This is a genomic window from Streptomyces sp. NPDC001443, from assembly GCF_053597355.1.
The window spans coordinates 513,912-537,269 of record NZ_JBSFIA010000001.1; the positions used below are offsets into that span (position 1 = coordinate 513,912).

The window sequence follows — 23,358 nt, forward strand, 5'->3', positions numbered from 1 at the left end:
CGGCGCCTGCTCCGGCTCCGGCGCCCGCTCCGGCTCCGGCTCCTGCCCCGGCTCCGGCGCCCGCGCCTGGGCAACTGGCCGCCGAGCAGCCGGCCGCCGAGCAGCCGGCCGAGCAGCAGCCCGCAGAGCAGCCCGCAGAGCAGCCGGCCGAGCAGCCGGCCGCCGAAGAGCCGGCTGCCGAGGCACCGGCCGCCGAAGAGCCGGCCGCCGAGGAGCCGGCTGCTGAGGCACCGGCCGCTGAGGAGCCGGCTGCTGAGGCACCGGCAGAGTAGCCGCCCGCTGAGGAAGCCATGGTCGAGTAACCGGCAATGGACACGGGTGAGTTCGCCGACGTCTCCCTTGGAGGTGGTTGTAGCCCCGGAGATGTTCGCCTTCGCCCCACCCTTCGCGGGTGGGGCGTCGTGCTTCTCACCCGAACACCCGCTGCGGTGCGTCCGAGTGGGCGGTCAGCTGGAGCCTGGGAGTGGTAGGCATCCCGCATCCCCACGTCGCCACAGGGTGGGCTTGCCGTCCAGCTCGCGCTTGTTCCTCGAACGGGCGTGTGTAGCGTCCGTATGCTCCGGGCGTGAGACTCGTTCGCCATGCGACTTCGGGCACCAAGGTCCGGGTCCCCGAGGACACGACGTTTCACGATCTGCGGCACTTCTACGCCTCGGTCCTGATCAAGAACGGGGCGACGCCGAAGCAGGTGCAGATGAGGCTTGGCCACGCCAAGCCGTCGATCACGCTGAACGTCTGCACCCACCTGTGGGAGGCGGAGGACGCCCGGACCGCCGACATGATGGAGTCCGCGCTGGGTGATGTGCCCTGAGAGTGCCCTGTGAGGTGCGGCAGACCCCGAGTCCCCTGGTCAGGGGATTGGTCTTGCACCCTGTGAGGGGATGCCGCCCCTTCGGGTGTTCCGGCCCTCCGCGGCGGGACCGCGGCCGTGAGGTACGCGCTTCCCGCTCCCGAGTGCCGTGGTCCCGGATGCGGGGGCCGCCGGGCGGACACATCCTGGTCTGGGGTGCTGTCTGTGCCCAGTGGCGACGTCGAGGCGGGAAAGACGTGGCGGAACCAGAGATCGACTACGCGGCGGTGTTCCAGGCCCTTCCCGGAGCGGTGGCACTGCTGACCCCGCAGCTTATCTACGTGGACGCCAACGACGCGTTCCTGCGCACGGTGGGCCTCACCCGCGAGCAGGTCATCGGCAACTACCTCCCCGACGACTTCCGCGACGATCCGGACGCCCCTGTCGCGGCCCTCACGTCCAAGGTCCAGGCGTCGCTGCTCCGGACGGCGCGAACCGGTGAGCGCGACACCATGGCGCTGCGGCACACCGAGGAGAACCCCGAACGGCCCGGGGCGCTGAACGACCGGTACTGGACCCAGATCAACATTCCCGTCTTCGGTCCGGACGGGCGGGTGGCCCTGCTGCTGCACCGGGTGGAGGAGGTCACCGAGTTCATCCGCGCCCGCGAAGTCGCGCTGTCCCTGCAGAAGGCCATGCTGCCCGCTCCCCGTCCGGTCGGCCGCCACCGTGCGGCCGTGCGCTACCGGCCCGCCGCCGCGGCGCTGAACGTGGCCGGCGACTGGTACGACCTCATCGACCGGCCGGGCGACCGCATGGCCGTCGTCGTCGGCGACGTCGTCGGCCACGGCCTGGCCGCGGCCGGCGTCATGGGGCAGCTGCGCAGTGCCCTCAGCGCCGCCTGCCTGGTCCTCGACGGCCCCGCCCGTGCCCTGGAAGTTCTGGGGCTGTACGCCCGGACCGTCGACGGCGCCGAGAACACCACCGTGGCCACGGTGTTCGTCGACTGGGACACCCACACCATCACCTACAGCAGCGCCGGTCACCTCCCACCGGCCCTCGCCCCGGCGGACGGGACCGTCGAGTTCCTGGACCGGGCCACCGACCCCCCGCTGGCCGCCCGTCCTCGACACGTCCCCCGGCCCCAGGCTGCCGCGGCCTTCCACGAGGGCGACGTCCTCGTCCTCTACACCGACGGTCTGATCGAGCGTCGCCGCGAGGACATCGACGTCGGCCTCGCCCGGCTCGCCGATTCCCTGTCCCGCCATCACGCGGACGACTGCGAGAGCCTCGCCGACGCGGTGCTCGGCGACCTGCTCCCGCCCGGGGATGCCACCGACGACACCGCCCTGGTCATCGTGCGCCTGTGAACCCGGACCGCCGGCTCCGCAGGCGGACCGTCAGGAGGCGCTGCGCAGGCGGACGATGACGACGCCCGGGGTATCCATGCGACCCGCCCCCCTCTCGGCCCGCGGTCATTCGCAGGCGACGCCGTCGCCGTCGCGGTCGAGGTGGGAGTCGTAGCCGGGGTCGCCGGCGTGCAGCGGGGCCGCTCCGGCGGCTCGGGCCGCGGTGCAGTTGGCGTAGTAGGCACTTCCGCCGCCACCGCTTCCGCTGCCGTTTCCGCCACTGCTTCCGCCGACGCTGCCGTCGTCGACGCCGGTGTCCGCCGCCGGTTCGGCCGTCACGGTGCGGGTGACCTCGACGGTGCTCGTGGTGGTCACGGTGGCGGCCGGTTCGGGCGTCGCGGTCGCGGTCGCGGTGGTGGTGACGGTGACCGCCGGGCGGGCCGCCGCAGGCTTCGCGTCGGCGCCCGTCGTGTCCTGGCCGCCGATGCCGATGCCGACGAACAGGGCCAGGCCGAGCGCCGGGAGCAGGTAGCGCTTGCGCGCCCAGCGGGGCGCGGGCGGAGTGGCGTACGGGTTGGTCATGACGGTCCCCCAAGGTGTGCCGGATGCGTGCATGACCGTAATGCCGGGTTCCCGCCCGTGGTGGCGGAATGGCGTTTTCGTGACGAACGGGGCCGGTGGGTCGCAGGGCGCGGCAAGGGCTGATTCGTTGATAAATGTCACAGATCAGGAAATGTGCATAAAGCGGACATAGCGCTATCTGTTGGTCAAAGTGGCCCTCTTCTTCCCTGTAGCGTCGGCGTCGTTCCCCGCGGTCCCCGCGTTCCGCGCAGCCCTCGCCGACTCCGTGCGCGCTGCCGCCGCGACCGCAGACACCGAGCAGGACGGAACCTCCATGCCCGCATCGCGCATATCCCGCCGCGCCCGGCGGGGACTGGCCGCGGCCATGACCGCCGGGACGGCCCTCGCCGCACTCGCCACCGCCACCCCGGCGCAGGCGAGCACGCGCGGCGCGTCCGTCGGCGGCTCGCCCGTGACCTGCACCTCGCAGCGGCCGGGGCTGGCGGACCGGCTGTCGCAGGACCTCGCCGCCGCGCTCCGCGGACGCCAGGGCTCCGCCGCGCTCGCCCTGTACGACCGCACCACCGGGACCTCGTGCACCTTCCGGGCCCACGCGGCCTTCGACTCGGCGAGCGTGGTCAAGGTCACCGTGCTCGGAGCCTTGCTGCGGCAGACGGCGGACGAGCACCGCGCCCTGACGTCCCGCGAGGTGGAGCTGACCACCAAGATGATCACCAGGTCGGACAACGACGCGACCAACGCCCTGTGGCACCAGATCGGGACCGCCGGCGTCCAGCGCTTCCTGACCCTGGCCGGCATGCGGGACACCGTGCCCGCGCCGAACGGCCACTGGGGGCGCACGCAGATCACGGCCGCCGACCAGCTGACCCTGCTCCGGCTGCTCACCTCGGACAACGCGGTCCTCGACAGCGGCGCCCGTGCCTACGCGCTGCGCCTGATGGGCCAGGTGATTCCCGAGCAGCGCTGGGGCGCCCCGGCCGGGGCGCCCGCGACGGCGACGGTGCACGTCAAGAACGGCTGGCTGCCGGACGCCACCGACGGCTGGCGGGTGAACAGCGTCGGCGCCTTCACCGGCGGCGGCCACGACTACGCGATGGCCGTGCTCTCCGACGGCAGCCCGACGATGGCCGACGGCGTCGCCACCCTCGAAGCCGCCGCCCGGGTCGTCAACCGGGACCTGAACACGCCCGCCGCCGCCTGACCGGGCCCACCCTGCCGAGCCGCCCTCCGCGGGCCGACCTAGGGTGGAGATCCATGCACACCCGCGGAGGGAAGACGTCATGTCCGGCTGGAGCGCGCACGACATCCCCGACCTGAGCGGTCGCAACGCCGTCGTCACCGGAGCCAACAGCGGGCTCGGGTATGTCACCGCGCGCGAACTGGCCCGTCACGGCTCGCGGGTGGTCGTGGCCTGCCGGAGCGAGCCGCGGGGGCGTGCGGCGGTGGACCGGATCGGCGCCGAAGTGCCGGGCGCCGAGGTGGAGTTCGCCCGGCTGGACCTCGGCGACCTGGCGTCCGTACGGGAGTTCGCGGCGCGCCTCCCGTACGACCGGCTCGATCTGCTCGTGAACAACGCCGGGGTGATGGCGCTGCCGTACGGGACGACGGCCGACGGGTTCGAGACGCAGTTCGGGGTCAACCACCTCGGGCACTTCGCCCTCACGGGACTGCTGCTGCCCGCGCTGCTCGCCACCCCCGGCGCCCGGGTCGTGACCGTCTCCAGCATGATGCACGTGCTCGCGAACATCGACATCGACGACCTCAACAGCGAGCGCAAGTACCGGCGTTGGATCGCCTACGGCCGGTCCAAGACCGCCAACCTGCTGTTCACCCACGAACTGGCGCGCAGGCTGGAGGCGGCCGGCGCGGACACGGTCGCCGCGGCCGCCCACCCCGGGTACGCGGCCACCAACCTCCAGACCGCAGGTCCGCGCGCGGCGGGACGCCGGGGCGCCGAGCGGCTGATGGAGCTCGGCAACCGGATCGTCGCCCAGCCGGCCGAGATGGGTGCCCTGCCCAGCCTGTACGCCGCCACCGCCCCCGGCGTGCGCCCCGACTCCTTCACCGGCCCGTCCTTCGCGATGTGGCGCGGGGCGCCCGCGCCGTCGCGCCGAACCCCCTGGACCCGCGACGACCGGGTGAGCGAGCGCCTGTGGAGCGCGTCCGAGGAGCTCACGGGGGTGACGTACGAGGGGCTCGAGCCCTGACGGACGGCCCGGGCCGGTGCCTCAGGCGGCCTGTACCTCGTACGTCGCCACCCGTACGGTCTCGTCGTCCAGGCACTGTCCGGTCAGCAGGTCGAAGCGCTGTTTGAGCAGGGGGGAGGCGACGAACGGGCGGCCCCGGTGGGTGCCGGTCAGCCCGCGGGAGAGGACGGCCGCGCCGCTGAACGGGTCGCGGTTGTCGATGCCGTACAGCGCTCCGGACCGGTCGCGGAACAGCGCGACCTGGCGGCCGTCGGGCAGCAGCGCGGCCAGGCCCCGGCCGGGGGCCAGCGTGGTCAGGTCGCAGACCGCGAACCAGGAGTCCGCCAGGCGCAGCCGGACCTTCAGGGCGGTCGTCTCGGGTGCCAGGGTCATCGCGGGGCACTTCCTTCCAGGGGGCGCGTGCCGATGGTCAGCAGCGGCAGGTCGGGCTTGATCTGGTCGCGTTCGGGGACGAAGCCGACGACCGGGTCGGGGGTGTCGGGCGCGTTGACGAACGACACGAACCGGCTGAGCTTCTCGGGGTCTTCGATGGTCTCGGCCCACTCGTCGCGGTAGGCGGAGACGTGCGCGGACATCAGCGACTCCAGCTCCTCGCAGATGCCGAGGGAGTCCTCCACCACCACGTCCCGGACGTGGTCCAGGCCGCCCGGGATCCGCTCCAGCCAGGTCGAGGTGCGCTCCAGCCGGTCCGCGGTGCGGATGTAGAACATCAGGAAACGGTCGATCAGCCGCACCAGTTCGGCGTCGGACAGGTCCTGGGCGAGCAGGTCCGCGTGGCGCGGGGTGGCGCCGCCGTTGCCGCCGACGTACAGGTTCCAGCCGTTGGAGGTGGCGATGATGCCGAAGTCCTTCGACTGGGCCTCCGCGCACTCGCGGGCGCAGCCCGACACCGCCGACTTGAGCTTGTGCGGCGACCTCAGGCCGCGGTAGCGCAGCTCCAGGTCGATCGCCATCCGGACCGAGTCCTGGACCCCGTAACGGCACCAGGTCTGCCCCACGCAGGACTTGACCGTGCGCAGCGACTTCCCGTACGCGTGCCCCGACTCGAAGCCGGCGTCCACCAGCCGCGCCCAGATCAACGGGAGTTGCTCGACGCGGGCGCCGAACATGTCGATGCGCTGACCGCCGGTGATCTTCGTGTAGAGCCCGAAGTCGCGGGCCACCTCGCCGATCACGATGAGCTTCTCGGGGGTGATCTCGCCGCCCGGGATGCGCGGCACGATCGAATACGAGCCGTTCCTCTGGAGGTTGGCGAGGAAATGGTCGTTGGTGTCCTGGAGGGCCGCCTGCTCGCCGTCCAGGACGTAGCCGTGCGCGCCGATCGTCGGGGCGAGGGAGGCGATGATCGAGCCGACCGTGGGCTTGCAGATCTCGCAGCCGTCGCCGCCCCGGGCGTCCTCGCGGCCGTGGCGGTCCAGCAGGTCCCGGTAGGAGGTGACGCGCAGGGCGAGGACGATCTCGTAGAGCTCCTCGCGGGACTGGGCGAAGCAGCCGCACAGGCCCTTGTCGACCTCGACGCCGTTGGCCTCCAGCTCGGCGGTGACGAGCTGGCTCAGCACCTTCACGCAACTGCCGCAGCCGGTACCGGCCTTGGTGCACTTCTTCACCTCGGGCACGGTCGTGCACGAGTGCTCGGTGACCGCGCCGCGGATGCTGCCCTTGGTGACGTTGTGGCAGGAGCAGACGACCGCCTCGTCCGGCAGCGCGGACGGGCCGAGCTGGACGGGGCCCCCGGCGCCGGCGGGCAGCACGAGCTGCTCGGGGGCGACGGGCGGGACGGAACCGGTGAACGCGCGCAGGGTGCCGTACGCCTCCGCGTCGCCGACCAGGATGCCGCCCAGCAGCGTGCCGTCCCGGCCGACGACCAGCTTCTTGTACAGGCCCGCCCGGGCGTCCGAGTAGACGACGTCCAGACAGTCGGCGGCGGTGCCGTGCGCGTCGCCGAAGGAGGCCACGTCCACGCCGAGCAGCTTCAGCTTGGTGGACAGGTCGGCACCGGTGAACGACGGCTGCCCGGACTCACCGACAGCCCCGGCGTCGGCGGCGATCGCGGCGGCCGCCGTCTCCGCCTGCTCGTAGCCGGGGGCGACCAGGCCGTACACCCGGCCGTCCGCCGCCAGCGCGCACTCGCCGATCGCGAACACGTACGGGTCGCCGACCGTACGGCAGCGCTCGTCGACCGCGACGCCGCCGCGCTCGCCGACCGTCAGCCCGCAGTCGCGGGCCAGTTGGTCGCGGGGGCGGACACCGGCGGAGAACACCACCAGGTCGGTGGCGAGTTCGGAGCCGTCGGACAGTTTCATGCCGGTGACCGCGCCGTCCTCGCCGACCATGATCTCCTGCGTGCCCACCCCGGTGTGGACGGACAGGCCCATCTCCTCGATGGTGCGCAGCAGCGCGGCGCCGCCGCCCTCGTCGACCTGCACGGGCATCAGGCGCGGCGCGAACTCCACGATGTGGCTGGTGAGTCCGAGGCCCTTCAGGGCGCCCGCCGCCTCCAGTCCCAGCAGCCCGCCGCCGACCACGGCACCCGTCGTCGCCCTCGTCCGGGCGTACTCCTCGATGGCGAGCAGGTCCTCGATCGTGCGGTAGACGAAGCAGCCCTCGGCGTCCTTGTGGGGAACCGGCGGCACGAACGGGTACGAGCCGGTGGCCAGCACCAGGACGTCGTAGCCGACGACGAGCCCGGAGCGGGCCGTCACCGTGCGGGCCGCGCGGTCGACCCTCTCCGCCGGGTCGCCGACGTACAGCTCGATCCCGTGCTCGTCGATGAACCCCGGGTCGGTCAGGGAGAGGTCCTCGGCGGTGCGCCCCGAGAAGTACGAGGTCAGCGCGACCCGGTCGTACGCCGGGCGCGGCTCCTCGCACAGCACGACCACCCGGTGCGTGGCGGTCAGGCCGCGGTCGGCGAGCGCTTCGAGGAAACGCTGGCCGACCATGCCGTGGCCGACGAGCACGATCGTGGGGCGGGACCGGCCCCCGACACTTGCGGTCGTGGACATCAGGAGCCTCCATCGTTGGGGAGCAGGTGAAGCAGGTGAAGCAGGTGAAGCAGGTGAAGCAGGTGAAGCAGGTGAAGCAGGTGAAGCAGGTGAAGCAGGTGAAGCAGGTGGGACAGCGGCGGCTGATCCGAGGCTGTGTCAGCAGCGTGCGGGGCCGGTGTTTCCCGACCGCATCACCTCTGTTTCCCGAGAGGAACGCTGCCCTCAGCGGGGCACGGCCCGGGGTGTGAGGGTTCGCGGGCGGACCGGCAGCCCGGTGAGAGGTGGGCGGGCGGCGCGGTGAGCGGCGAGCGGGGGCTCGGCGGACACCCAGGTCCGCGAAGGGCGCACCCAGGTCCGCGAAGGGCGCACCGACGTCCGTGAGGGGTACACCGAGGTCCGTGAGGGGTGCACCCGTCCGTGCCTTAAGGTCGCGGTCATGCCCGACATACCGCTGACCACGCTCGCCCTCCTCTGCCTCGCCGCCCTCGCGGCCGGCTGGATCGACGCGGTGGTGGGCGGGGGCGGGCTCCTGCTGCTGCCGACCCTGCTGCTCGGACTGCCGGGGAACACCCCGGCGGCGTACGCGCTCGGCACCAACAAGGCGGTCGCGATCGTCGGCACGTCCGCGGCGGCGGTGACGTACGCCCGCAGGACCCCGCTGGACGTACGCCTGGCCGTACGCATCGGTCTGGCCGCGCTCGCCGGGTCGTCGGCCGGGGCGTTCTTCGCGGCCGGGATGAGCACCGAGGTCCTCAAGCCGGTGATCATGGTGGTGCTGCTCGGTGTCGCGGCCTTCGTGATCCTGCGCCCCGCCTTCGGCACCGCCCCGGCGCCCGGTCCGGTCGGCCGCCGTCGCGTCCTCGCCGCGATCGGCCTGGCGGGCCTGGGCATCGGCTTCTACGACGGGTTCATCGGCCCCGGCACCGGTACGTTCCTGGTGCTCGCCCTCACCGCCGTACTGCACCTCGACCTGGTGACGGCCTCCGCCACCGCGAAGATCGTCAACTGCTGCACCAACGCGGGCGCCCTCGCGATGTTCGCCTGGCAGGGCACGGTGCTGTGGCAGTTGGCCGCGCTCATGGCCGTCTTCAACCTGGCAGGCGGCACCCTCGGCGCCCGCACGGCCCTGAAGAAGGGCAGCGGCTTCGTCCGGGTCGTGCTGCTGACGGTCGTGCTGGCGCTGGTGGCGAACCTGGCGTACGCGCAGTGGGTGGCCTGACGGGCGGAGACCGCCACACCGGCTTGACGGACGCGGGTGGCCGCCGCCGTCGGTGGGCCGCGCCGAAATCCGTTGCCGGTCCGGTCGGGGGTTTCCTACGGTGACCCGATGACCACCCAAGTGATCGTGCTGAACGGCGGTTCCAGCTCGGGCAAGACCGGGATCGCCCGGTGCCTCCAGGCCGTCCTGCCGCAGCCGTGGCTGGCCTTCGGGATCGACGTGCTGGTCGACGCGCTGCCCGCGTCCCTGAGGGCGTCGGACGCCGGGATCGACTTCGCGCCGGACGGCGGGGTGGACATCGGGCCGCGGTTCCGGGAGCTGGAGGCGGCCTGGATGGCGGGGATCGCCGCGACGGCACGGGCGGGCGCCCGGGTCGTCGTCGACGACGTCTTCCTCGGCGCGGCCGCCTCCCAGGACCGGTGGCGCGAGGCCCTCGACGGGCTGGACGTGCTGTGGGTCGGCGTCCGCTGCGCCGCCGAGGTCGCCGCGGGCCGCGAGACGGCCCGGGGGGACCGGGCCCCGGGCATGGCCGCGTCCCAGGCGGAACCCGTGCACCGGGGCGTGGTCTACGACCTGGAGGTGGACACCACCCGCGCCGAGTCCCTGGCGTGCGCGCGGACCATCGCCGCACGGGTGCGCTGAGCGCGCCGGACGAGGCGTACGAGGGACGCCCGGCGGTGGCCGAGCGGGGCGCCGTGGAGCCGGGCACAGGCCGGGCGCCGGCCGGGCACGGCGGCGTCGGGGCTCAGCGGCTGTCGGTGAGATGGGCGAAGACGACCACGTTCCCCTGGTACCCGGTGCTGCGCGAGTAGCCGCCGCCGCAGGTGATCACCCGCAGCTCGGGGCGTTTCGAGGCCCCGTAGACCTTCTGGTCGGGGAAGTTCTTCGCCTCGTAGACCTCGACCGTGTCGACCGTGAAGAGCGCGACGCTGCCGTCGCGCCGGTCCACCTCGACGGCGCTGCCCTTGCGCAGGGCGCCGAGGTCGTAGAAGACGGCGGGTCCTTCGGTGTTGTCGACGTGGCCCGCCACGATCGCGGTGCCGGTCTCGCCCGGGGTGGTGCCCGCCTCGTACCAGCCGGCGAGGTTCTTGTTCCCGGCGGGCGGGACGTCGAGGCTGCCGGTGCTCGTCAGGCCGAGTCCCGTCAGCGGGGCGTTCACGCGTATCGACGGTATGCGGATGCGGTCGGGCGGGGACGGCGGCAGCGCGGGGGCGGCGGCGCGTTCGCCGCCGGGGTCGGCGTGCGCCTGCGCGGCGGAGGGCTGCGGCGGGGCATGGATGCCGATCGGATCGCGCAGCAGCAGCACGCCCGAGCAGAGCGCGACGACGCTGACGGTGGCTATGGCGGTGTTCCCGACCCTGGGCATGCCTGCCTCCTCTTCTCGGCCTCCCTGGGAAGTCGGCCCCCGTGCCCCCTCCGGGCCGCGAGGGGCGTCGGACCCGGAGGGGGAGGGGACATGCGGTACCGGCGGACGGACAGCGGAGGGTGTCCGTCAGATCCCGTCGCCTCTCGCCCGGCGATGCAGGAGCCAGGTACCGCCCGCGGCGGCCACGGCGAGAGCCGTCACGCCTGCCGCGGTCTGCACGGGGTCGGGGCCGAACACGCCGCCGACCCCCGTCTTCACGCTTCCTCTCGGTTGCACCTGCCCGGACAGGGCGGTCAGGGTGACGTGCAGGTCGCCCGTGACCTGCCGGCCGCCCTCGGCGCACGCCGCGACGATCTCGTACGTCCCCGGCTGCGCGCTCGGCGGCACCCGGAACTGCCCGATCGCGTCGTCCTCGTGGGTGCTGGGCGCCAGGGTGAACCGCCCGGCACCCACCGCGCTGGCGTCCCCCGCGGCCGAACCGCCCTTCCCGCAGGCCGCGGTGTTCACCGTGACCTGCTCGCCCGGCACCGTGGTGGACGGGTACACCTCCAGGCTGCCGGTGGCACCGCCGTAGGCGGGCGCGGCGACCCCGCCGGCGGCGACGACGGCGAGCGCGGTGCCGGCCAGCAGACGGGCGGTACGTCGCATCGGTGCTCCCTCGGCTCGTGGAGGGGCGACGGCCCGCGACACCCTCCGGTGCCGCTGCGTCGGTCGTGCCCCGCACCTCCGAGGTAAGTGGCAGCGGCCCCCGGCCGCTTTCTGATGGAGCGTCAGAATTACGGTGAACGGGTGTCGCGAAGCCCGGAGCGGAGCGCCGCCGGTTGCTGTTTCAGCAGGTCACGGGCGTTCGAGGGCGCGCGCAGGAATAACCGCGCAGGGTGTACGGCGGAGGGATGAACGGGTGGGGCGGGGCGGAGGCCGGCGCCCCGAGGGCACCGGCCTCCGCCGCGTTCGACGCCCGGGTCAGCTCACGCCCACCGCGCTCCAGGCCGCGGCCACCGCCGCGTACTCCGGGCTGCTCGCGCCGTAGAGGTCCTTCGCCGCGTTCAGGGTCGCCGTGCGGGCGCCCGCGTACTTCGTCGACGAGGTCATGTAGACCGTCAGCGCCCGGTACCAGATCGCGCCCAGCTTGTCGTGGCCGATGCCGGTGACCGTCGAGCCGTTGCAGGTGGGCGAGTTGTAGCTGACGCCGTTGACGGTCCTCGCGCCGCTGCCCTCCGCGAGGAGGTACGCGAAGTGGTTGGCGACGCCCGAGGAGTAGTGCACGTCGAGGTTGCCGACCGAGGAGCTCCAGCAGTCCGCGGAGCTGCCGTCCTTCGAGGGCTGGTCCATGAAGCGCAGGGCGGCCTTGCCGAAGCCGGGCCGGACGATCTCCTCGCCGATCAGGTAGTCGCCCGGGTCCGAGGCGTTGTTCGCGTACCACTCCACCAGGGTGCCGAGGATGTCGGAGGTCGCCTCGTTCAGGCCGCCCGGCTCGCCGGAGTAGGTCAGCGCGGCCGTCTTGGACGTGACGCCGTGCGACATCTCGTGGCCCGCCACGTCCAGTGCGACCAGCGGGCCGAACGTCGTCCCGTCACCGTCGCCGTACGTCATGCAGAAGCAACTGTCGTCCCAGAAGGCGTTGTTGTAGTTGCTGCCGTAGTGGACGCGGTTGTACGAGCCCTTGCCGTCACCGGCGATGCCGTTGCGGCCGTGGACGTTCTTGTAGTAGTCCCAGGTCGTGTTCGTGCCGTACTGGGCGTCCACCGCGGCCGAGGCGCGGTCGGAAGTCGCCCCCGTGCCCCAGTGGTTGTCGGCGTCCGTGAAGACCGTCGACGGGGCGCGGCTGATGCAGATGCCGAAGATGCACAGGTCGGTCTTGTTGGCGGCGTCGCCCGTGTACGTGTTGCCGCGGGTCGCGTCCTTGAGCTGGTACGCCGATCCCGACGACCCCGACGGCGTGGTCTCCAGCGGCACCGTGCCGCCGTACAGCGACTGCCCGTCGCCCGTCGCCGTCTCGATGCTGTCCCAGGCGTCGATCCGGGCGCCGGTGCGGGCGTCGGTCAGCACCGTGCGGGCCACCGGGTTGCCCTGCGGGTCGAGGGCGACCGCGTCGGTGCGCCAGGCGAGCCGCGGGCTGCCGTGCAGCGCGTCGACGACCAGTTGCGGCTTGGCCGTGACCTTGCGCAGCGTCTGGCCGGGGCGGGCGGCGCGCAGCGCGTTCGCCGCGGCGTCGGCGGCCTTCGGGGCGGACAGGGCGGGGGTGATCGAGGGCAGGTCGAGGGTGCCCCGGGTCGCCCGGTCCGTGCTGCGGTACGACCCGTCCGGGGTCAGGTGGACCACGAAGTCGCCTCCCAGGACCGGGAGTTCGCGGTAGGTGCGGTCGTAGCGGATGTGTTGCGCACCGTCCTTGTCGACGATCACGTCGCGGACCCGGGTGTGCTGGACGGAGGTCAGGCCGAGGGCGTCCGCCCGGTCGGCGACGACCGCCGCGGCGTTGCGGAGCGCGGTGGCCCTGGTCGGTCTGTCGGCCGCGTCGGCGGCGGGGGAGAGCGCGGCGGCCAGCAGGGTGGCGGTGGTGGCGACCACGCCTGCGGCGGCGAGACGGTGGGACCTGCGAACCGAGCTGACGTGCTGCCGTGTCCGACTCATCGGTCTCCTCGGAAAGGCGCCATCGGGCGCGTGGGGGGCGCTGGATGTGCTCCGCAAGATTTAAGGGGGCATGACATGTCATGTCCATAGCCCTATCGGGAGGAGATGTGAGGGCTGAGAATCGTTTCTGCAACGCTGCGACGGCGTGGCTGTACAGGCGGGAGACCGAGTGAGCGTGCGGGAGCGACTTCCCTTCTTCGTCTACGGGACGCTCCGGCCCGGTGGGCGATATCACGACGCCTACCTGCGCGGCCGGACCCGTTCCGCGCACCCGGCCCGGCTCGCGGGCGCGGTGCTGTACGACGGACCCGGCTACCCGTACGCCGTGGAGGAGCCCGGGGGCGGCGGGGTGCGCGGGGAACTGGTCACCGTGCCGGTGGACGCGTACGACGAACTGCTGGCCGAGCTGGACCGGCTGGAGGAGTACGTGCCCGGCGATCCGCGCAGCCTCTACCTGCGCGTCGAGCGCGAGGTGGGCCGGGACGCCGACGGCGCGGCCGTGCGCGCCTGGGTGTACGTCGCAGGGCCGGCGGTCGCCGAGCGGCTGCGGGCGGGCGGCAGGATCGTCGAGGGCGGCGACTGGCGGGCGCATCGCTGACCCGGCCGGCGGTGCCGGGTCACCGGCCGGCGCTCCGGGTCACCGGGCGGCGGTCAGTGCCCGTCGTACCCCCGGTTCCTTGGGGCCGAGGAAGTGCGGGTCCGGCTCGAACAGTGCGTCCAGCGCGGCCTTGCCCGCCGCGAAGACCTCCCGGGTGCCGCCGTAGTACCAGGTCGCGTCGTGCTTGGCGTCGACACCGATGCCGTACGAGCGCACCCCCGCCGCCTCGCACAGCGCGACCGCACGCCGGATGTGGAAGCCCTGGCTGATCAGCACCGCCCGGTCCACGCCGAAGATCTTCCTGGCGCGGACGCAGGAGTCCCAGGTGTCGAAGCCCGCGTAGTCGCTGACGATCCGCGCGTCGGGCACGCCGTGCTTCGTCAGGTAGGCGCGCATCGCGTCCGGCTCGTCGTAGTCCTCGCGGCTGTTGTCGCCGGTGACCAGGACGACCTCGATCCGGCCGGCGCGGTAGAGGGTGGCCGCCGCGTCGAGGCGGTGCGCGAGGTACGGCGACGGCTCGCCGTCCCACAGGCCCGCGCCGAAGACGACCGCGACCTCCGTGCGGGGCACGTCGGCCGTGGTGCGCAGCCGGTCGCCGGTCGAGACGTACAGCCAGGTCATCGGGGTCAGCGCGAGGACGCACCCGGCCATCACGGCCTGCACCGCGCGCCGCCGGCCCGCGCGGGTGCGCGGCAGACGAGGTCGGCCCAGCTTCGGTCGGCGCATCGGACGGTCCCTCCCCAGGTGGCCGCGGCGGGGCGCCGTGGCCGCTCTCGACCATGAAGGACGCGGACCGCGGGGTCCGGGTTCGCCGCCCACGGTGTGAGCGGACTCACGTTCGATGCCGTCGCCGCAGGTCACGGTACCTCACACACCCCGGGCGCCTCGCCGTGAACCCATGGAAAAAACCCGTCACCCCCATGCAACGGGAAGGCAACGTCCTGCCGTCACGATCGGTGCATGACGGTGTCGCTCTCTCCCCCCGACGGGTCCGGCCACCGCCGCCCCGGCAGCCCGCTGCCGGGCGGCGCCCACCCGGTGTCGCACCAGGCGGCGTTCGCGCCGCCGCTCGGCGCGACACTGGACAGCACGGCGCACCTGATGAACCGGATCGGCGCCCAGCTCGTCGGCCGGCTCAGCCTCGTAGCCCTCGACGGCAGGCGGCGCCCCGCCCCGCCCCCGCTCGTCCTGGTGGCCCACGGCAGCCGCGACCCGCGCGCCCTGGCCACGATCCGCACGCTCCTCGACCGGGTCCGCGAGCTGCGGCCCGGACTGGCCGTCCACCTCGGCCACATCGAGCTGAACGAGCCCCTGCTCGCCGACACGCTCGCCGCCCTCGACGCGCGCGACGTGCCCGAGGCCGTGCTCGTGCCGCTGCTCCTCGGTCGCGGCCACCACGTCAAGCACGACATCCCGCGGACGGCGGCGGGCGCCCGGGTGCGCACGCGCGTGGCGGCCCCGCTCGGCCCGCACCCGCTGCTCGTCGAGACCCTGTACGAACGTCTGATCGAGGCCGGCTGGCGGACCCGGATGAGCGACGCGCAGCGCCGGGCGAGCGGTGTGGTGCTGGCCGCGGCAGGATCCCGCGACCCGCAGTCGGCGCTCGACACCCGTGCCACGGCCCGGCAGCTCGCCGAACGGCTCGGTGTCCCGGTGCTCCCCGCGTACGCCTCCGCCGCCGTGCCCGACGTCCGCACCGCCGTGCGCGCGCTGGCCGGGCGCGGCCGTCACCGGGTCGCGGTGGCCGGGTACTTCACCGCGCCCGGCCGGTTCGCCGCCCAGAGCGCCGAGGCCGCCCCCTGGCTCGCCTCCGCCCCCCTCGGCGCCCACCCGGCGATGGCCCGCCTGGTCCTGCACCGCTACGACCAGGCACGGGCGGCCGGGGAGACGGTCGCGGCCGACGCGGCCGCACCCGCACCCACGACCGAGGGCACCACCCCTGCCGCGCCCGCGAACCCGGCCACGCCTCCGGCACGGATCTCGGCCTGAAGCCGGGGCACGGCTCGACGGCGGTGCGCGGCCTGACCGGCCTGCGGGCCAGAGCCGAGCGCAACACCGGGAGGCCGCGGCCCGTTGTCGATCGCCGTGGCCGGCTGCTCGGCGCGAGATCCCCGGGCGTGGTCTACAGCGACCACGGCCTGGTCGTCTTCCTCGCGAAGGCCTGCGTCACCGACGCGCGTACAGAATCTCTCGCTGAGTTCACCGCAAGCTCCCGGCCTGCGGCGGTCGGTGAGACTCGGTGCGTATGCGCGCACGCACCTCTTGCAGGCCGAACAGGACGGGAAGCTCGACCACGCCGCCGTCGGCGCTGCCCGGCCGGTGAGGCAGGGACGTGTCGAACTCGGCTGCCTCACCGGGCGGCAGTGTCAGGTCGCGCTCGCCGACCAGGAGCCGCGGCCGTGCCCTTCCCCTCGTGGCGTAGAGACCGTGATTGCAGGGGAAGTCGAGGGTGGTTCTCGCCCTCTCGGATCAACGTGTGCCTGGCCGACCGCTACCGCGTCCACCGGGTCTTTTCGGCCGGGGACGCAGCCCGCATCCACTCACAGGAGCCCTCTACCGTGCACACATACGACGTCACAGTGACCACCGGCGCCTCGCCGGACATCGTCTGGAAGCTGCTGGTCGACGCCGCAAGCTGGCCGCTGTGGTCCAAGGTGGACAGTCTGGACACGACACGGTCGGTCGGCCTCGACCCCGGCGGCGACGACGGCGTCGGCGCCGTCCGGGCTTTCCGCACGGGACGCACCGTGACCGGGGAGCGGCTGACCGAGAAGGTCGAGCGACGCCTCCTGGGCTACGAAGACGCCTTCAACTCGTCGATGCACAACTATCACGCGCGCATCGAGCTGAAGCCGGCAGCGGGCTCAGGCACGGTCATCCACTGGTACGGCGAGTACGAGACGAGCCGGCTGCTGCGCTGGGTCATGCCGCGCTACCTCCAGAAGTTCATGCAGGGCATGGCGGAAGGGCTGGCCCGCTACGCCGAGGAGTGCGGGCCGGCTCGGTGATGCCCACGCCGCAGCGCGCGTTCGGCCAGGGTCCGCCCGGGCATCGCGGCGGATCACCCGGGAGTCCCGTACACAGCCTGGACCGGGTCAGGCACCTCGGTGCGCACACCGGATCGATCCCCGGCCAGGTTCCGGGGACGGTCAGGGCCCGAGGAGGCCTGTCGGCTGCGAGGGAGAGCCTGGGCAGGTGTGGGCCTGTTCGGCTGATCGGGCCCGGTGAGCGGTGGGCGGGCGGCTTCCGACCTGCCCGGCGACGGGTGCGGACGTCCCGATTGTCACTGCCTGCGCTTACTGTCGTGGCATGGAAGGCACCGCACCGCCCCAGGCGTACGAGGACAGCGCACTGCCCGCCGGATACGACGGGCAGGCCGTCGAGCGCTGGTCCGTCGAGCCCGACAAACGCGCGGGCCGCACCGCCTTCCAGCGCGACCGCGCGCGCGTGCTGCACTCCGCGGCGCTGCGCCGTCTGGCCGGCAAGACCCAGGTCGTCACCCCGGGCACCCGCGGCCAGGTGTGGGACGCCAGCCCCCGCACCCGGCTCACCCACTCCCTGGAGTGCGCCCAGGTCGGCCGAGAGCTCGGTGCCGCCCTCGGCTGCGACCCCGACCTCGTCGAGGCGGCCTGTCTCTCCCACGACCTCGGCCACCCGCCCTTCGGGCACAACGGCGAACAGGCGCTGAACGAGTTCGCGGCCGACTGCGGCGGCTTCGAGGGCAACGCCCAGTCGCTCAGGCTCCTCACCCGCATCGAGCCCAAGCGCTTCGTCCGGGACCCGGCGGCACCGGGCGGCGCCGCCGCGGGCGGCGACCTCGGCGACCTCGTCAGCGTAGGCCTCAACCTCACCCGCGCCGTGCTCGACGCGGCCACCAAGTACCCCTGGCCGCGCGGCGCCCATCCGACCGCCCCCGCCTCCCCGAAGTTCGGCGTCTACGAGGACGACCGGCCGGTCTTCGACTGGGTCCGCAAGGACGCCCCCGCCGGCCGTGCCTGCTTCGAGGCCCAGGTCATGGACTGGTCGGACGACGTGGCCTACTCGGTGCACGACGTGGAGGACGGTCTGCACGCCGGCCACATCGACCCGGCCCGGCTGCGGTCCGAACCCGAGCGCCGGGAGGTCTTCGCGGTCGCCGTAGGGCGGTACGTGCCCGCGGACACCGACCCCGCCGAGCTCGCCGAGGCCCTGGACCGGCTCCAGGGCCAGGAGTGGTGGCCGCACGGGTACGACGGCTCGGCGGTCGCCCAGGCCCGCCTGAAGGACGCCACCAGCCAGCTCATCGGCCGCTTCTGCCTGGCCGCCGAGGGCGCCACCCGCAGCGCGTACGGCGGCGGACGCCTCACCCGCTACGGTGCCGAGCTCGTCGTCCCCCGCGAGGTGCGGATGGAGTGCGCCGTCCTCAAGGCGGTCGCCGACCGCTATGTGATGCAGCGCGCCGAGCAGGAACTGCTCAGGGCCGACCAGCGGATCGTGGTCGCCGAACTGGCCGAGGCGCTCACCGCCCGCGCCCCGGACGGACTGGACCCCCGGTTCCGGGCGCTGTTCGACCAGGCGGGCGACGACCGCGCGCGCAAACGGGTGATCGTCGACCAGATCGCGTCCCTGACCGACGCCTCGGCCCGCTCGCTGCACGCCTGGCTGACGGCCCGGCCCGGGGCGTGAGCACAGTTCACTCCTGAGGCGGAAGAACACCCGAAGGTGATCCTGCGTGGCCTGATCGGGTCACCCCCTCTTCCCGCCCCACGCCGCGTGCGGGAGGCTCGCCTGTGGCGGCACCCGCAGTGTTTTCCGGGGAGACACCCCCGAGACCCCCTGTAGGAGGCAACAAGTGGTCGACGCGGATCAGACATTCGTCATCGTCGGAGGCGGCCTGGCCGGGGCCAAGGCAGCCGAGACGCTCCGGACGGAGGGCTTCACCGGCCGCGTGATACTGATCTGCGACGAACGGGACCACCCCTACGAGCGGCCGCCCCTGTCCAAGGGCTATCTGCTGGGCAAGGAGGAACGCGACAGCGTCTTCGTGCACGAACCCGCCTGGTACGCGCGCAACGACATCGAGCTGCACCTGGGGCACACCGTCACCGCCCTCGACCGGGCCGCGAAGACGGTCCGCTCCGGCGAGGACGGCACCCTCGCCCACTACGACAAGCTGCTGATCGCCACCGGCGCCGAACCCCGCCGCCTGGACGTCCCCGGCACGGACCTGACCGGGGTCCACCATCTGCGCCGTCTCTCCCACGCCGAACGCCTCAGGAGCGTCCTCGCCTCCCTCGGCCGCGACAACGGCCACCTGGTGATCGCGGGCGCCGGCTGGATCGGCCTGGAGGTCGCGGCCGCGGCCCGCGAGTACGGTGCCGAGGTCACCGTCGTCGAGCCCGAGCCGACCCCGCTGCACGGCGTCCTCGGGCCCGAGCTGGGCGGCGTCTTCGCCGAACTGCACCAGGAGCACGGCGTCCGCTTCCGCTTCGGGGTCCGCCTCACCGAGATCGTCGGCCAGGACGGCATGGTGCTGGCCGCCCGCACCGACGACGGGGAGGAACACCCCGCGCACATCGTCCTCGCGGCCATCGGCGCGGCCCCCCGGGTCGCCCTGGCGGAGGCGGCGGGCCTGGAGCTCGCCGACCGCGCGCACGGCGGCGGCATCGCGGTCGACGCCCGGCTGCGCACCTCCGACCCGGACATCTTCGCCGCCGGTGACGTCGCCTCCTTCCCGCACCCCCTCTTCGGCACCCGGCTGCGCGTCGAGCACTGGGCCAACGCGCTCAACGGCGGACCGGCCGCCGCCCGCGCGATGCTCGGCAAGGACGTCGCCTACGACCGCGTGCCCTACTTCTTCTCCGACCAGTACGACCTGGGGATGGAGTACAGCGGGTGGGCGCCCCCGGGCTCGTACGACCAGGTCGTGATCCGCGGCGACGCCGGCAAGCGCGAGTTCATCGCCTTCTGGGTCAAGGAGGGCAGGGTGCTGGCCGGCATGAACGTGAACGTGTGGGACGTCACAGAGCTGATCCAGCAGCTCATCCGGTCCGGTGCCACGGTGGACGGCGAGGCGCTGGCGGACCCGCACACGCCGCTGAGCGACCTCGTCCCCTGACATCGCGAACCACGCCGTCCCCGGGAGTGTCGGTCCGGCCCCGTAGAATCGCCTCGTGGCAGGACGGATCAACGACGAGGACGTGAAGGCGGTACGGGACGCGGTCCCGATCGACGCCGTCGTGTCCGAGTACCTGCAACTGCGCAACGCGGGCGGCGGCAACCTCAAGGGCCTGTGCCCCTTCCACGACGAGAAGTCGCCGTCCTTCCAGGTCAGCCCGAGCAAGGGACTCTTCCACTGCTTCGGCTGCCAGGAGGGCGGCGACACCATCACGTTCGTGATGAAGGTCGACCACCTCACCTTCTCCGAGTCGGTCGAGCGGCTGGCCGCCCAGGCCGGCATCACCCTGCGCTACGAGGAGGGCGGCTACAACCCCGCCCACCAGCGCGGCGAGCGCATCCGTCTGGTCGAGGCCCACAAGGTCGCCGCCCAGTGGTACGCCGAACAGCTCGCCACCAGCCCCGAGGCCGACACCGGCCGGATCTTCCTCGCCGAGCGCGGCTTCGACCAGGCCGCCGCCGTCCACTTCGGCGTCGGCTACAGCCCCCAGGGCTGGGACCACCTCACCCGCTATCTGCGCGGCAAGGGCTTCACCGACAAGGAACTGACCCTTTCCGGCCTCGCCCAGGAAGGCCGCCGCGGCCCCATCGACCGCTTCCGCGGCCGGCTGATGTGGCCGATCCGCGACATCGGCGGCGAGGTCGTCGGCTTCGGCGCCCGCAAGCTGTACGAGGCGGACAACGGCCCCAAGTACCTCAACACCCCCGACACCCCGATCTACCGCAAGTCCCAGGTCCTCTACGGCATCGACCTGGCGAAGAAGGACATCGCCAAGTCCAGCCGCGCCGTGGTCGTCGAGGGCTACACCGACGTCATGGCCTGCCACCTCGCCGGCGTGACCACCGCGATCGCCACCTGCGGCACCGCCTTCGGCGGCGACCACATCAAGATCCTCAGACGGCTGCTGATGGACAACGGCAGCGCCCGGGTGATCTTCACGTTCGACGGTGACGCGGCCGGCCAGAAGGCCGCCCTGCGCGCCTTCGAGGACGACCAGAAGTTCGCCGCCGAGACGTACATCGCGATCGCGCCGGACGGCATGGACCCCTGCGACCTGCGCCTCGCCAAGGGCGACGAGGCGGTCGCCGACCTGGTCGAACCACGCACCCCGCTCTTCGAGTTCGCGCTGCGCCAGATCGTCGTGCGCTACGACCTGGACACCCCCGCGGGCCGCGCCGCCGCCCTCGACGAGGCGGCCCCGATCGTCGCCCGCATCAAGAACAGCGGCGCCCAGCACGAGGTCGCCGTCCAGCTCGCGGGCATGCTCGGCATCCTGGACACCCAGTTCGTGGTCAAGCGGGTGGCGCAGCTGGCCCGTTGGGCCCGCGACCGCGGCGGCAAGGGCCCGGCCCCGGCCCGCGGCGGCGCCGGGCCCTACGAGGCGGCCCCGCGCCCCGCCGCGGGCGGCCCGGCCCTCAACCTGCGCAACCCCGTCTACGCCACCGAGCGCGAGCTCCTCAAACTCGCCCTCCAGCGCCCGGAACTGGTCTCTCCGGCCTTCGACGCGTACGGCGTCGACGAGTTCACCGCCGCGCCCTACGCCGCCGTGCGCCTGGCCGTCATGGAGGCGGGCGGCGCCGAGTACGGGATCAAGGACGGCCAGGAGTACCTGGTCCGGGTCCGCGAGGCCGCCCCCGACGACAGCGTCCGCGCGATGGTGACGGAACTCGCGGTCGAGGCGATCATGCGCCGCACGGTGGACGAGAACTACGCGGGCGAGCAGCTGGTGACCGTGCGCAGACGGGCCGTCGAGCGCCGGATCCGGGACATCCAGTCCACCCTCGCCCGCCTGGGCTCCCAGGGCGACCCGGTCCGACTGGCCGCCGTGCAGAACGAACTGTGGATCCTCCAGCAGTACGACCAGACCCTCCGCGAGCAGGGCGCCGCCGCCCTCTGAGGCCCGGCCGGCCACGGCGGCCCGCGGCGGTTTGAGTTCCGCGCGACTGCGTACCCGTACCGGCGGGATCTGCGTGCGGTCACGGACCGGACGCAAAAAGTCACCGCACGCCCCTCGTGGCAGCGATGTGTCGTACTCCACACTGGGTTCCGGTGCCTGAGTCCTCGGAGCGCGGCCGGCCCGTCATTCACGGGTCCACACCCCCCGCGGTTCCGCTCATCGCGTACGGGACGGACGGCGGCAAGGCCGCCTGCCCCGTTGTCGAAGTACCGCTGCGCACACCTCAGCAGCGATCATCCTGGAGGTCGCCCCCGTGCAGACCCAGACCCTCACCCAGACCGACGCAAGCACGCACCGCGGCAAGAACGGCAGCGCGAACGGCCGTGAGAAGGCCCGCGAGAGCGGCGCCGCGGCCGGCCCCGCGAGGAACGGCCCGAACGGCGGCGGGCCCGCCGCGGACGGCGACGAGCCGGACGCGCCGGCCGACGTGCTGGTCGCCGTGCCCCCGCAGGACCGCGCCGCGCACCACCCCGACACGGACGCCGGGGCGGACCCGGAAAGCCCGCCCGAAGCGGCGGAGCCCTCCGCCGCGGAGGTCGAGCGCGACGACGCCCCCGAGCCCGTCGAACCGCCGCCCGCCCGTACCGAGAGCGCCAGCCCGTCCTCGGACCTGTTCCGCCAGTACCTGCGTGAGATCGGCCGCATCCCGCTGCTCACCGCGGCCGAGGAGGTCGAGCTAGCCCGCCGGGTCGAGGCCGGGCTGTTCGCCGAGGAACGCCTGCTCAACACCCCTGATCTGGACAGCCAGTTGGCGCTGGACCTGGACCGTCTGGTGGTCCTCGGCCGGATGGCCAAGCGCCGTCTGATCGAGGCCAACCTGCGGCTCGTCGTCTCCGTCGCCAAACGGTACGTCGGCCGCGGCCTGACCATGCTCGACCTGGTCCAGGAAGGAAACCTGGGCCTGATCAGGGCGGTGGAGAAGTTCGACTACGCCCGCGGCTACAAGTTCTCCACCTACGCCACCTGGTGGATACGCCAGGCCATGTCCCGCGCCCTCGCCGACCAGGCCCGCACCATCCGGGTGCCGGTGCACGTCGTCGAACTCATCAACCGGGTCGTGCGCGTCCAGCGCCGCATGCTCCAGGAACGCGGCTACGAGCCCACCCCGGAAGAGGTCGCCGGTCAGCTCGACCTGCCGCCCGAGCGGGTCAGCGAGGTGCTGCGCCTGGCCCAGGAACCGGTCTCGCTGCACGCGCCCGTCGGCGAGGAGGACGACGTCGCCCTCGGCGACCTCATCGAGGACGGCGACGCCGCCTCACCGGTGGAGTCGGCGGCGTTCCTGCTGCTCAGGCAGCACCTGGAAGCGGTCCTGTCGACCCTCGGCGAACGTGAGCGGAAGGTCGTCCAGCTGCGCTACGGACTGGCCGACGGCCGCCCGCGCACCCTGGAGGAGATCGGCCGCATCTTCGGGGTGACCCGCGAACGCATCCGCCAGATCGAGTCCAAGACGCTGAACAAGCTGCGCGACCACACCTTCGCCGACCAGCTCAGGGGCTACCTGGACTGAGGAGGGCCGCT

The 23,358-nt window shown here is 73.1% G+C and carries 21 protein-coding genes and 1 pseudogene; 14 read left to right on the forward strand and 8 right to left on the reverse strand.

Annotated features, from left to right (window positions below; all coding sequences use genetic code 11):
• The first annotated feature begins 565 nt into the window (after positions 1 to 565).
• Both ACWC24_RS02165 and ACWC24_RS02170 read left to right on the forward strand, forming a co-directional pair.
• Positions 566 to 811 carry a tyrosine-type recombinase/integrase gene (locus tag ACWC24_RS02165; protein ID WP_450660894.1) on the forward strand — a complete coding sequence of 82 codons (246 nt, stop codon included), beginning with the start codon at positions 566 to 568 and terminating at the stop codon, positions 809 to 811.
• A 236-nt stretch (positions 812 to 1,047) separates the two neighbouring features.
• A complete protein-coding gene (locus tag ACWC24_RS02170; RefSeq protein ID WP_450660895.1) occupies positions 1,048 to 2,160 on the forward strand; it encodes a PP2C family protein-serine/threonine phosphatase in 1,113 nt (370 codons plus the stop codon).
• Between the two features lie 105 nt (positions 2,161 to 2,265).
• On the opposite strand, the gene ACWC24_RS02175 is transcribed toward ACWC24_RS02170, so the two are convergent.
• The gene (locus ACWC24_RS02175) at positions 2,266 to 2,721 is read right to left on the reverse strand and encodes an excalibur calcium-binding domain-containing protein (RefSeq protein WP_450660896.1); all 456 of its coding nucleotides are present in this window, start codon (positions 2,719 to 2,721) and stop codon (positions 2,266 to 2,268) included.
• Between the two features lie 313 nt (positions 2,722 to 3,034).
• Between ACWC24_RS02175 and ACWC24_RS02180 the strand changes: the two genes are divergently transcribed.
• Positions 3,035 to 3,922, forward strand: a complete 888-nt coding sequence (locus tag ACWC24_RS02180; protein WP_450660897.1) for a serine hydrolase — start codon at positions 3,035 to 3,037, stop codon at positions 3,920 to 3,922.
• Positions 3,923 to 4,001: 79 nt separating this feature from the next.
• The gene (locus ACWC24_RS02185; protein WP_450660898.1) at positions 4,002 to 4,928 is read left to right on the forward strand and encodes an oxidoreductase; all 927 of its coding nucleotides are present in this window, start codon (positions 4,002 to 4,004) and stop codon (positions 4,926 to 4,928) included.
• Between the two features lie 21 nt (positions 4,929 to 4,949).
• Here ACWC24_RS02185 and nirD read toward each other — a convergent pair whose 3' ends face one another.
• On the reverse strand, positions 4,950 to 5,300 hold the full coding sequence (nirD, locus tag ACWC24_RS02190; protein WP_450660899.1) for a nitrite reductase small subunit NirD: 351 nt from the start codon (positions 5,298 to 5,300) through the stop codon (positions 4,950 to 4,952).
• Complete coding sequence (nirB, locus tag ACWC24_RS02195; protein WP_450660900.1) at positions 5,297 to 7,930, reverse strand: nitrite reductase large subunit NirB; 2,634 nt, start codon at positions 7,928 to 7,930, stop codon at positions 5,297 to 5,299. The genes nirD and nirB overlap by 4 nt, the downstream gene beginning before the upstream one ends.
• Before the next feature lie 26 nt (positions 7,931 to 7,956).
• Here nirB and ACWC24_RS02200 point away from each other — a divergent pair, with 26 nt between their 5' ends.
• From ACWC24_RS02200 to cpt, 3 genes are all read left to right on the forward strand, one after another.
• Entirely contained in the window at positions 7,957 to 8,160 is a 204-nt protein-coding gene (locus ACWC24_RS02200) for a hypothetical protein (protein WP_450660901.1), read from the forward strand.
• 188 nt (positions 8,161 to 8,348) lie between these two features.
• Entirely contained in the window at positions 8,349 to 9,131 is a 783-nt protein-coding gene (locus ACWC24_RS02205; RefSeq protein ID WP_450660902.1) for a sulfite exporter TauE/SafE family protein, read from the forward strand.
• A gap of 108 nt (positions 9,132 to 9,239) precedes the next feature.
• The gene (gene cpt, locus ACWC24_RS02210) at positions 9,240 to 9,773 is read left to right on the forward strand and encodes a chloramphenicol phosphotransferase CPT (protein ID WP_450660903.1); all 534 of its coding nucleotides are present in this window, start codon (positions 9,240 to 9,242) and stop codon (positions 9,771 to 9,773) included.
• Between the two features lie 103 nt (positions 9,774 to 9,876).
• Here cpt and ACWC24_RS02215 read toward each other — a convergent pair whose 3' ends face one another.
• The 3 genes from ACWC24_RS02215 to ACWC24_RS02225 all read right to left on the reverse strand — a co-directional run bounded on the left by ACWC24_RS02215 (position 9,877) and on the right by ACWC24_RS02225 (position 13,128).
• Positions 9,877 to 10,497 (reverse strand): class F sortase, encoded by a 621-nt coding sequence (locus tag ACWC24_RS02215; protein WP_450660904.1) that lies wholly within the window; start codon positions 10,495 to 10,497, stop codon positions 9,877 to 9,879.
• Positions 10,498 to 10,623: 126 nt separating this feature from the next.
• Positions 10,624 to 11,145 carry a hypothetical protein gene (locus ACWC24_RS02220; protein WP_450660905.1) on the reverse strand — a complete coding sequence of 174 codons (522 nt, stop codon included), beginning with the start codon at positions 11,143 to 11,145 and terminating at the stop codon, positions 10,624 to 10,626.
• 315 nt (positions 11,146 to 11,460) lie between these two features.
• Complete coding sequence (locus ACWC24_RS02225) at positions 11,461 to 13,128, reverse strand: M4 family metallopeptidase (protein WP_450660906.1); 1,668 nt, start codon at positions 13,126 to 13,128, stop codon at positions 11,461 to 11,463.
• A gap of 175 nt (positions 13,129 to 13,303) precedes the next feature.
• Between ACWC24_RS02225 and ACWC24_RS02230 the strand changes: the two genes are divergently transcribed.
• Complete coding sequence (locus ACWC24_RS02230; protein WP_450660907.1) at positions 13,304 to 13,726, forward strand: gamma-glutamylcyclotransferase family protein; 423 nt, start codon at positions 13,304 to 13,306, stop codon at positions 13,724 to 13,726.
• A gap of 39 nt (positions 13,727 to 13,765) precedes the next feature.
• On the opposite strand, the gene ACWC24_RS02235 is transcribed toward ACWC24_RS02230, so the two are convergent.
• A complete protein-coding gene (locus ACWC24_RS02235) occupies positions 13,766 to 14,452 on the reverse strand; it encodes a SanA/YdcF family protein (protein WP_450660908.1) in 687 nt (228 codons plus the stop codon).
• Positions 14,453 to 14,827: 375 nt separating this feature from the next.
• On the opposite strand from ACWC24_RS02235, the gene ACWC24_RS02240 reads away from it, so the two are divergent.
• The gene (locus ACWC24_RS02240; protein ID WP_450661046.1) at positions 14,828 to 15,715 is read left to right on the forward strand and encodes a sirohydrochlorin chelatase; all 888 of its coding nucleotides are present in this window, start codon (positions 14,828 to 14,830) and stop codon (positions 15,713 to 15,715) included.
• 210 nt (positions 15,716 to 15,925) lie between these two features.
• On the opposite strand, the pseudogene ACWC24_RS02245 reads toward ACWC24_RS02240, so the two are convergent.
• A pseudogene (locus ACWC24_RS02245) lies at positions 15,926 to 16,150 on the reverse strand (XRE family transcriptional regulator); the annotation flags it as partial.
• A 134-nt stretch (positions 16,151 to 16,284) separates the two neighbouring features.
• Here ACWC24_RS02245 and ACWC24_RS02250 point away from each other — a divergent pair.
• The 5 genes from ACWC24_RS02250 to ACWC24_RS02270 all read left to right on the forward strand — a co-directional run bounded on the left by ACWC24_RS02250 (position 16,285) and on the right by ACWC24_RS02270 (position 23,347).
• A complete protein-coding gene (locus tag ACWC24_RS02250) occupies positions 16,285 to 16,734 on the forward strand; it encodes an SRPBCC family protein (protein WP_450660909.1) in 450 nt (149 codons plus the stop codon).
• Positions 16,735 to 17,035: 301 nt separating this feature from the next.
• Positions 17,036 to 18,391, forward strand: a complete 1,356-nt coding sequence (locus ACWC24_RS02255; RefSeq protein ID WP_450660910.1) for a deoxyguanosinetriphosphate triphosphohydrolase — start codon at positions 17,036 to 17,038, stop codon at positions 18,389 to 18,391.
• 166 nt (positions 18,392 to 18,557) lie between these two features.
• Complete coding sequence (locus ACWC24_RS02260; RefSeq protein ID WP_450660911.1) at positions 18,558 to 19,823, forward strand: NAD(P)/FAD-dependent oxidoreductase; 1,266 nt, start codon at positions 18,558 to 18,560, stop codon at positions 19,821 to 19,823.
• 55 nt (positions 19,824 to 19,878) lie between these two features.
• A complete protein-coding gene (gene dnaG / locus ACWC24_RS02265) occupies positions 19,879 to 21,780 on the forward strand; it encodes a DNA primase (protein WP_450660912.1) in 1,902 nt (633 codons plus the stop codon).
• Between the two features lie 313 nt (positions 21,781 to 22,093).
• Positions 22,094 to 23,347, forward strand: a complete 1,254-nt coding sequence (locus ACWC24_RS02270) for an RNA polymerase sigma factor (RefSeq protein ID WP_450660913.1) — start codon at positions 22,094 to 22,096, stop codon at positions 23,345 to 23,347.
• The last annotated feature ends 11 nt before the right edge of the window (positions 23,348 to 23,358 follow it).

Bases quoted from the DNA above. Each gene is read 5' to 3' on its own strand.
- ACWC24_RS02175 (WP_450660896.1), bottom strand. From the start codon at position 2,721: ATGACCAACCCGTACGCCACTCCGCCCGCGCCCCGCTGGGCGCGCAAG.
- ACWC24_RS02180 (WP_450660897.1), top strand. From the start codon at position 3,035: ATGCCCGCATCGCGCATATCCCGCCGCGCCCGGCGGGGACTGGCCGCG.
- ACWC24_RS02185 (WP_450660898.1), top strand. From the start codon at position 4,002: ATGTCCGGCTGGAGCGCGCACGACATCCCCGACCTGAGCGGTCGCAAC.
- nirD (WP_450660899.1), bottom strand. From the start codon at position 5,300: ATGACCCTGGCACCCGAGACGACCGCCCTGAAGGTCCGGCTGCGCCTG.
- nirB (WP_450660900.1), bottom strand. From the start codon at position 7,930: ATGTCCACGACCGCAAGTGTCGGGGGCCGGTCCCGCCCCACGATCGTG.
- ACWC24_RS02205 (WP_450660902.1), top strand. From the start codon at position 8,349: ATGCCCGACATACCGCTGACCACGCTCGCCCTCCTCTGCCTCGCCGCC.
- cpt (WP_450660903.1), top strand. From the start codon at position 9,240: ATGACCACCCAAGTGATCGTGCTGAACGGCGGTTCCAGCTCGGGCAAG.
- ACWC24_RS02215 (WP_450660904.1), bottom strand. From the start codon at position 10,497: ATGCCCAGGGTCGGGAACACCGCCATAGCCACCGTCAGCGTCGTCGCG.
- ACWC24_RS02220 (WP_450660905.1), bottom strand. From the start codon at position 11,145: ATGCGACGTACCGCCCGTCTGCTGGCCGGCACCGCGCTCGCCGTCGTC.
- ACWC24_RS02225 (WP_450660906.1), bottom strand. From the start codon at position 13,128: ATGAGTCGGACACGGCAGCACGTCAGCTCGGTTCGCAGGTCCCACCGT.
- ACWC24_RS02235 (WP_450660908.1), bottom strand. From the start codon at position 14,452: ATGCGCCGACCGAAGCTGGGCCGACCTCGTCTGCCGCGCACCCGCGCG.
- ACWC24_RS02240 (WP_450661046.1), top strand. From the start codon at position 14,828: ATGAACCGGATCGGCGCCCAGCTCGTCGGCCGGCTCAGCCTCGTAGCC.
- ACWC24_RS02255 (WP_450660910.1), top strand. From the start codon at position 17,036: ATGGAAGGCACCGCACCGCCCCAGGCGTACGAGGACAGCGCACTGCCC.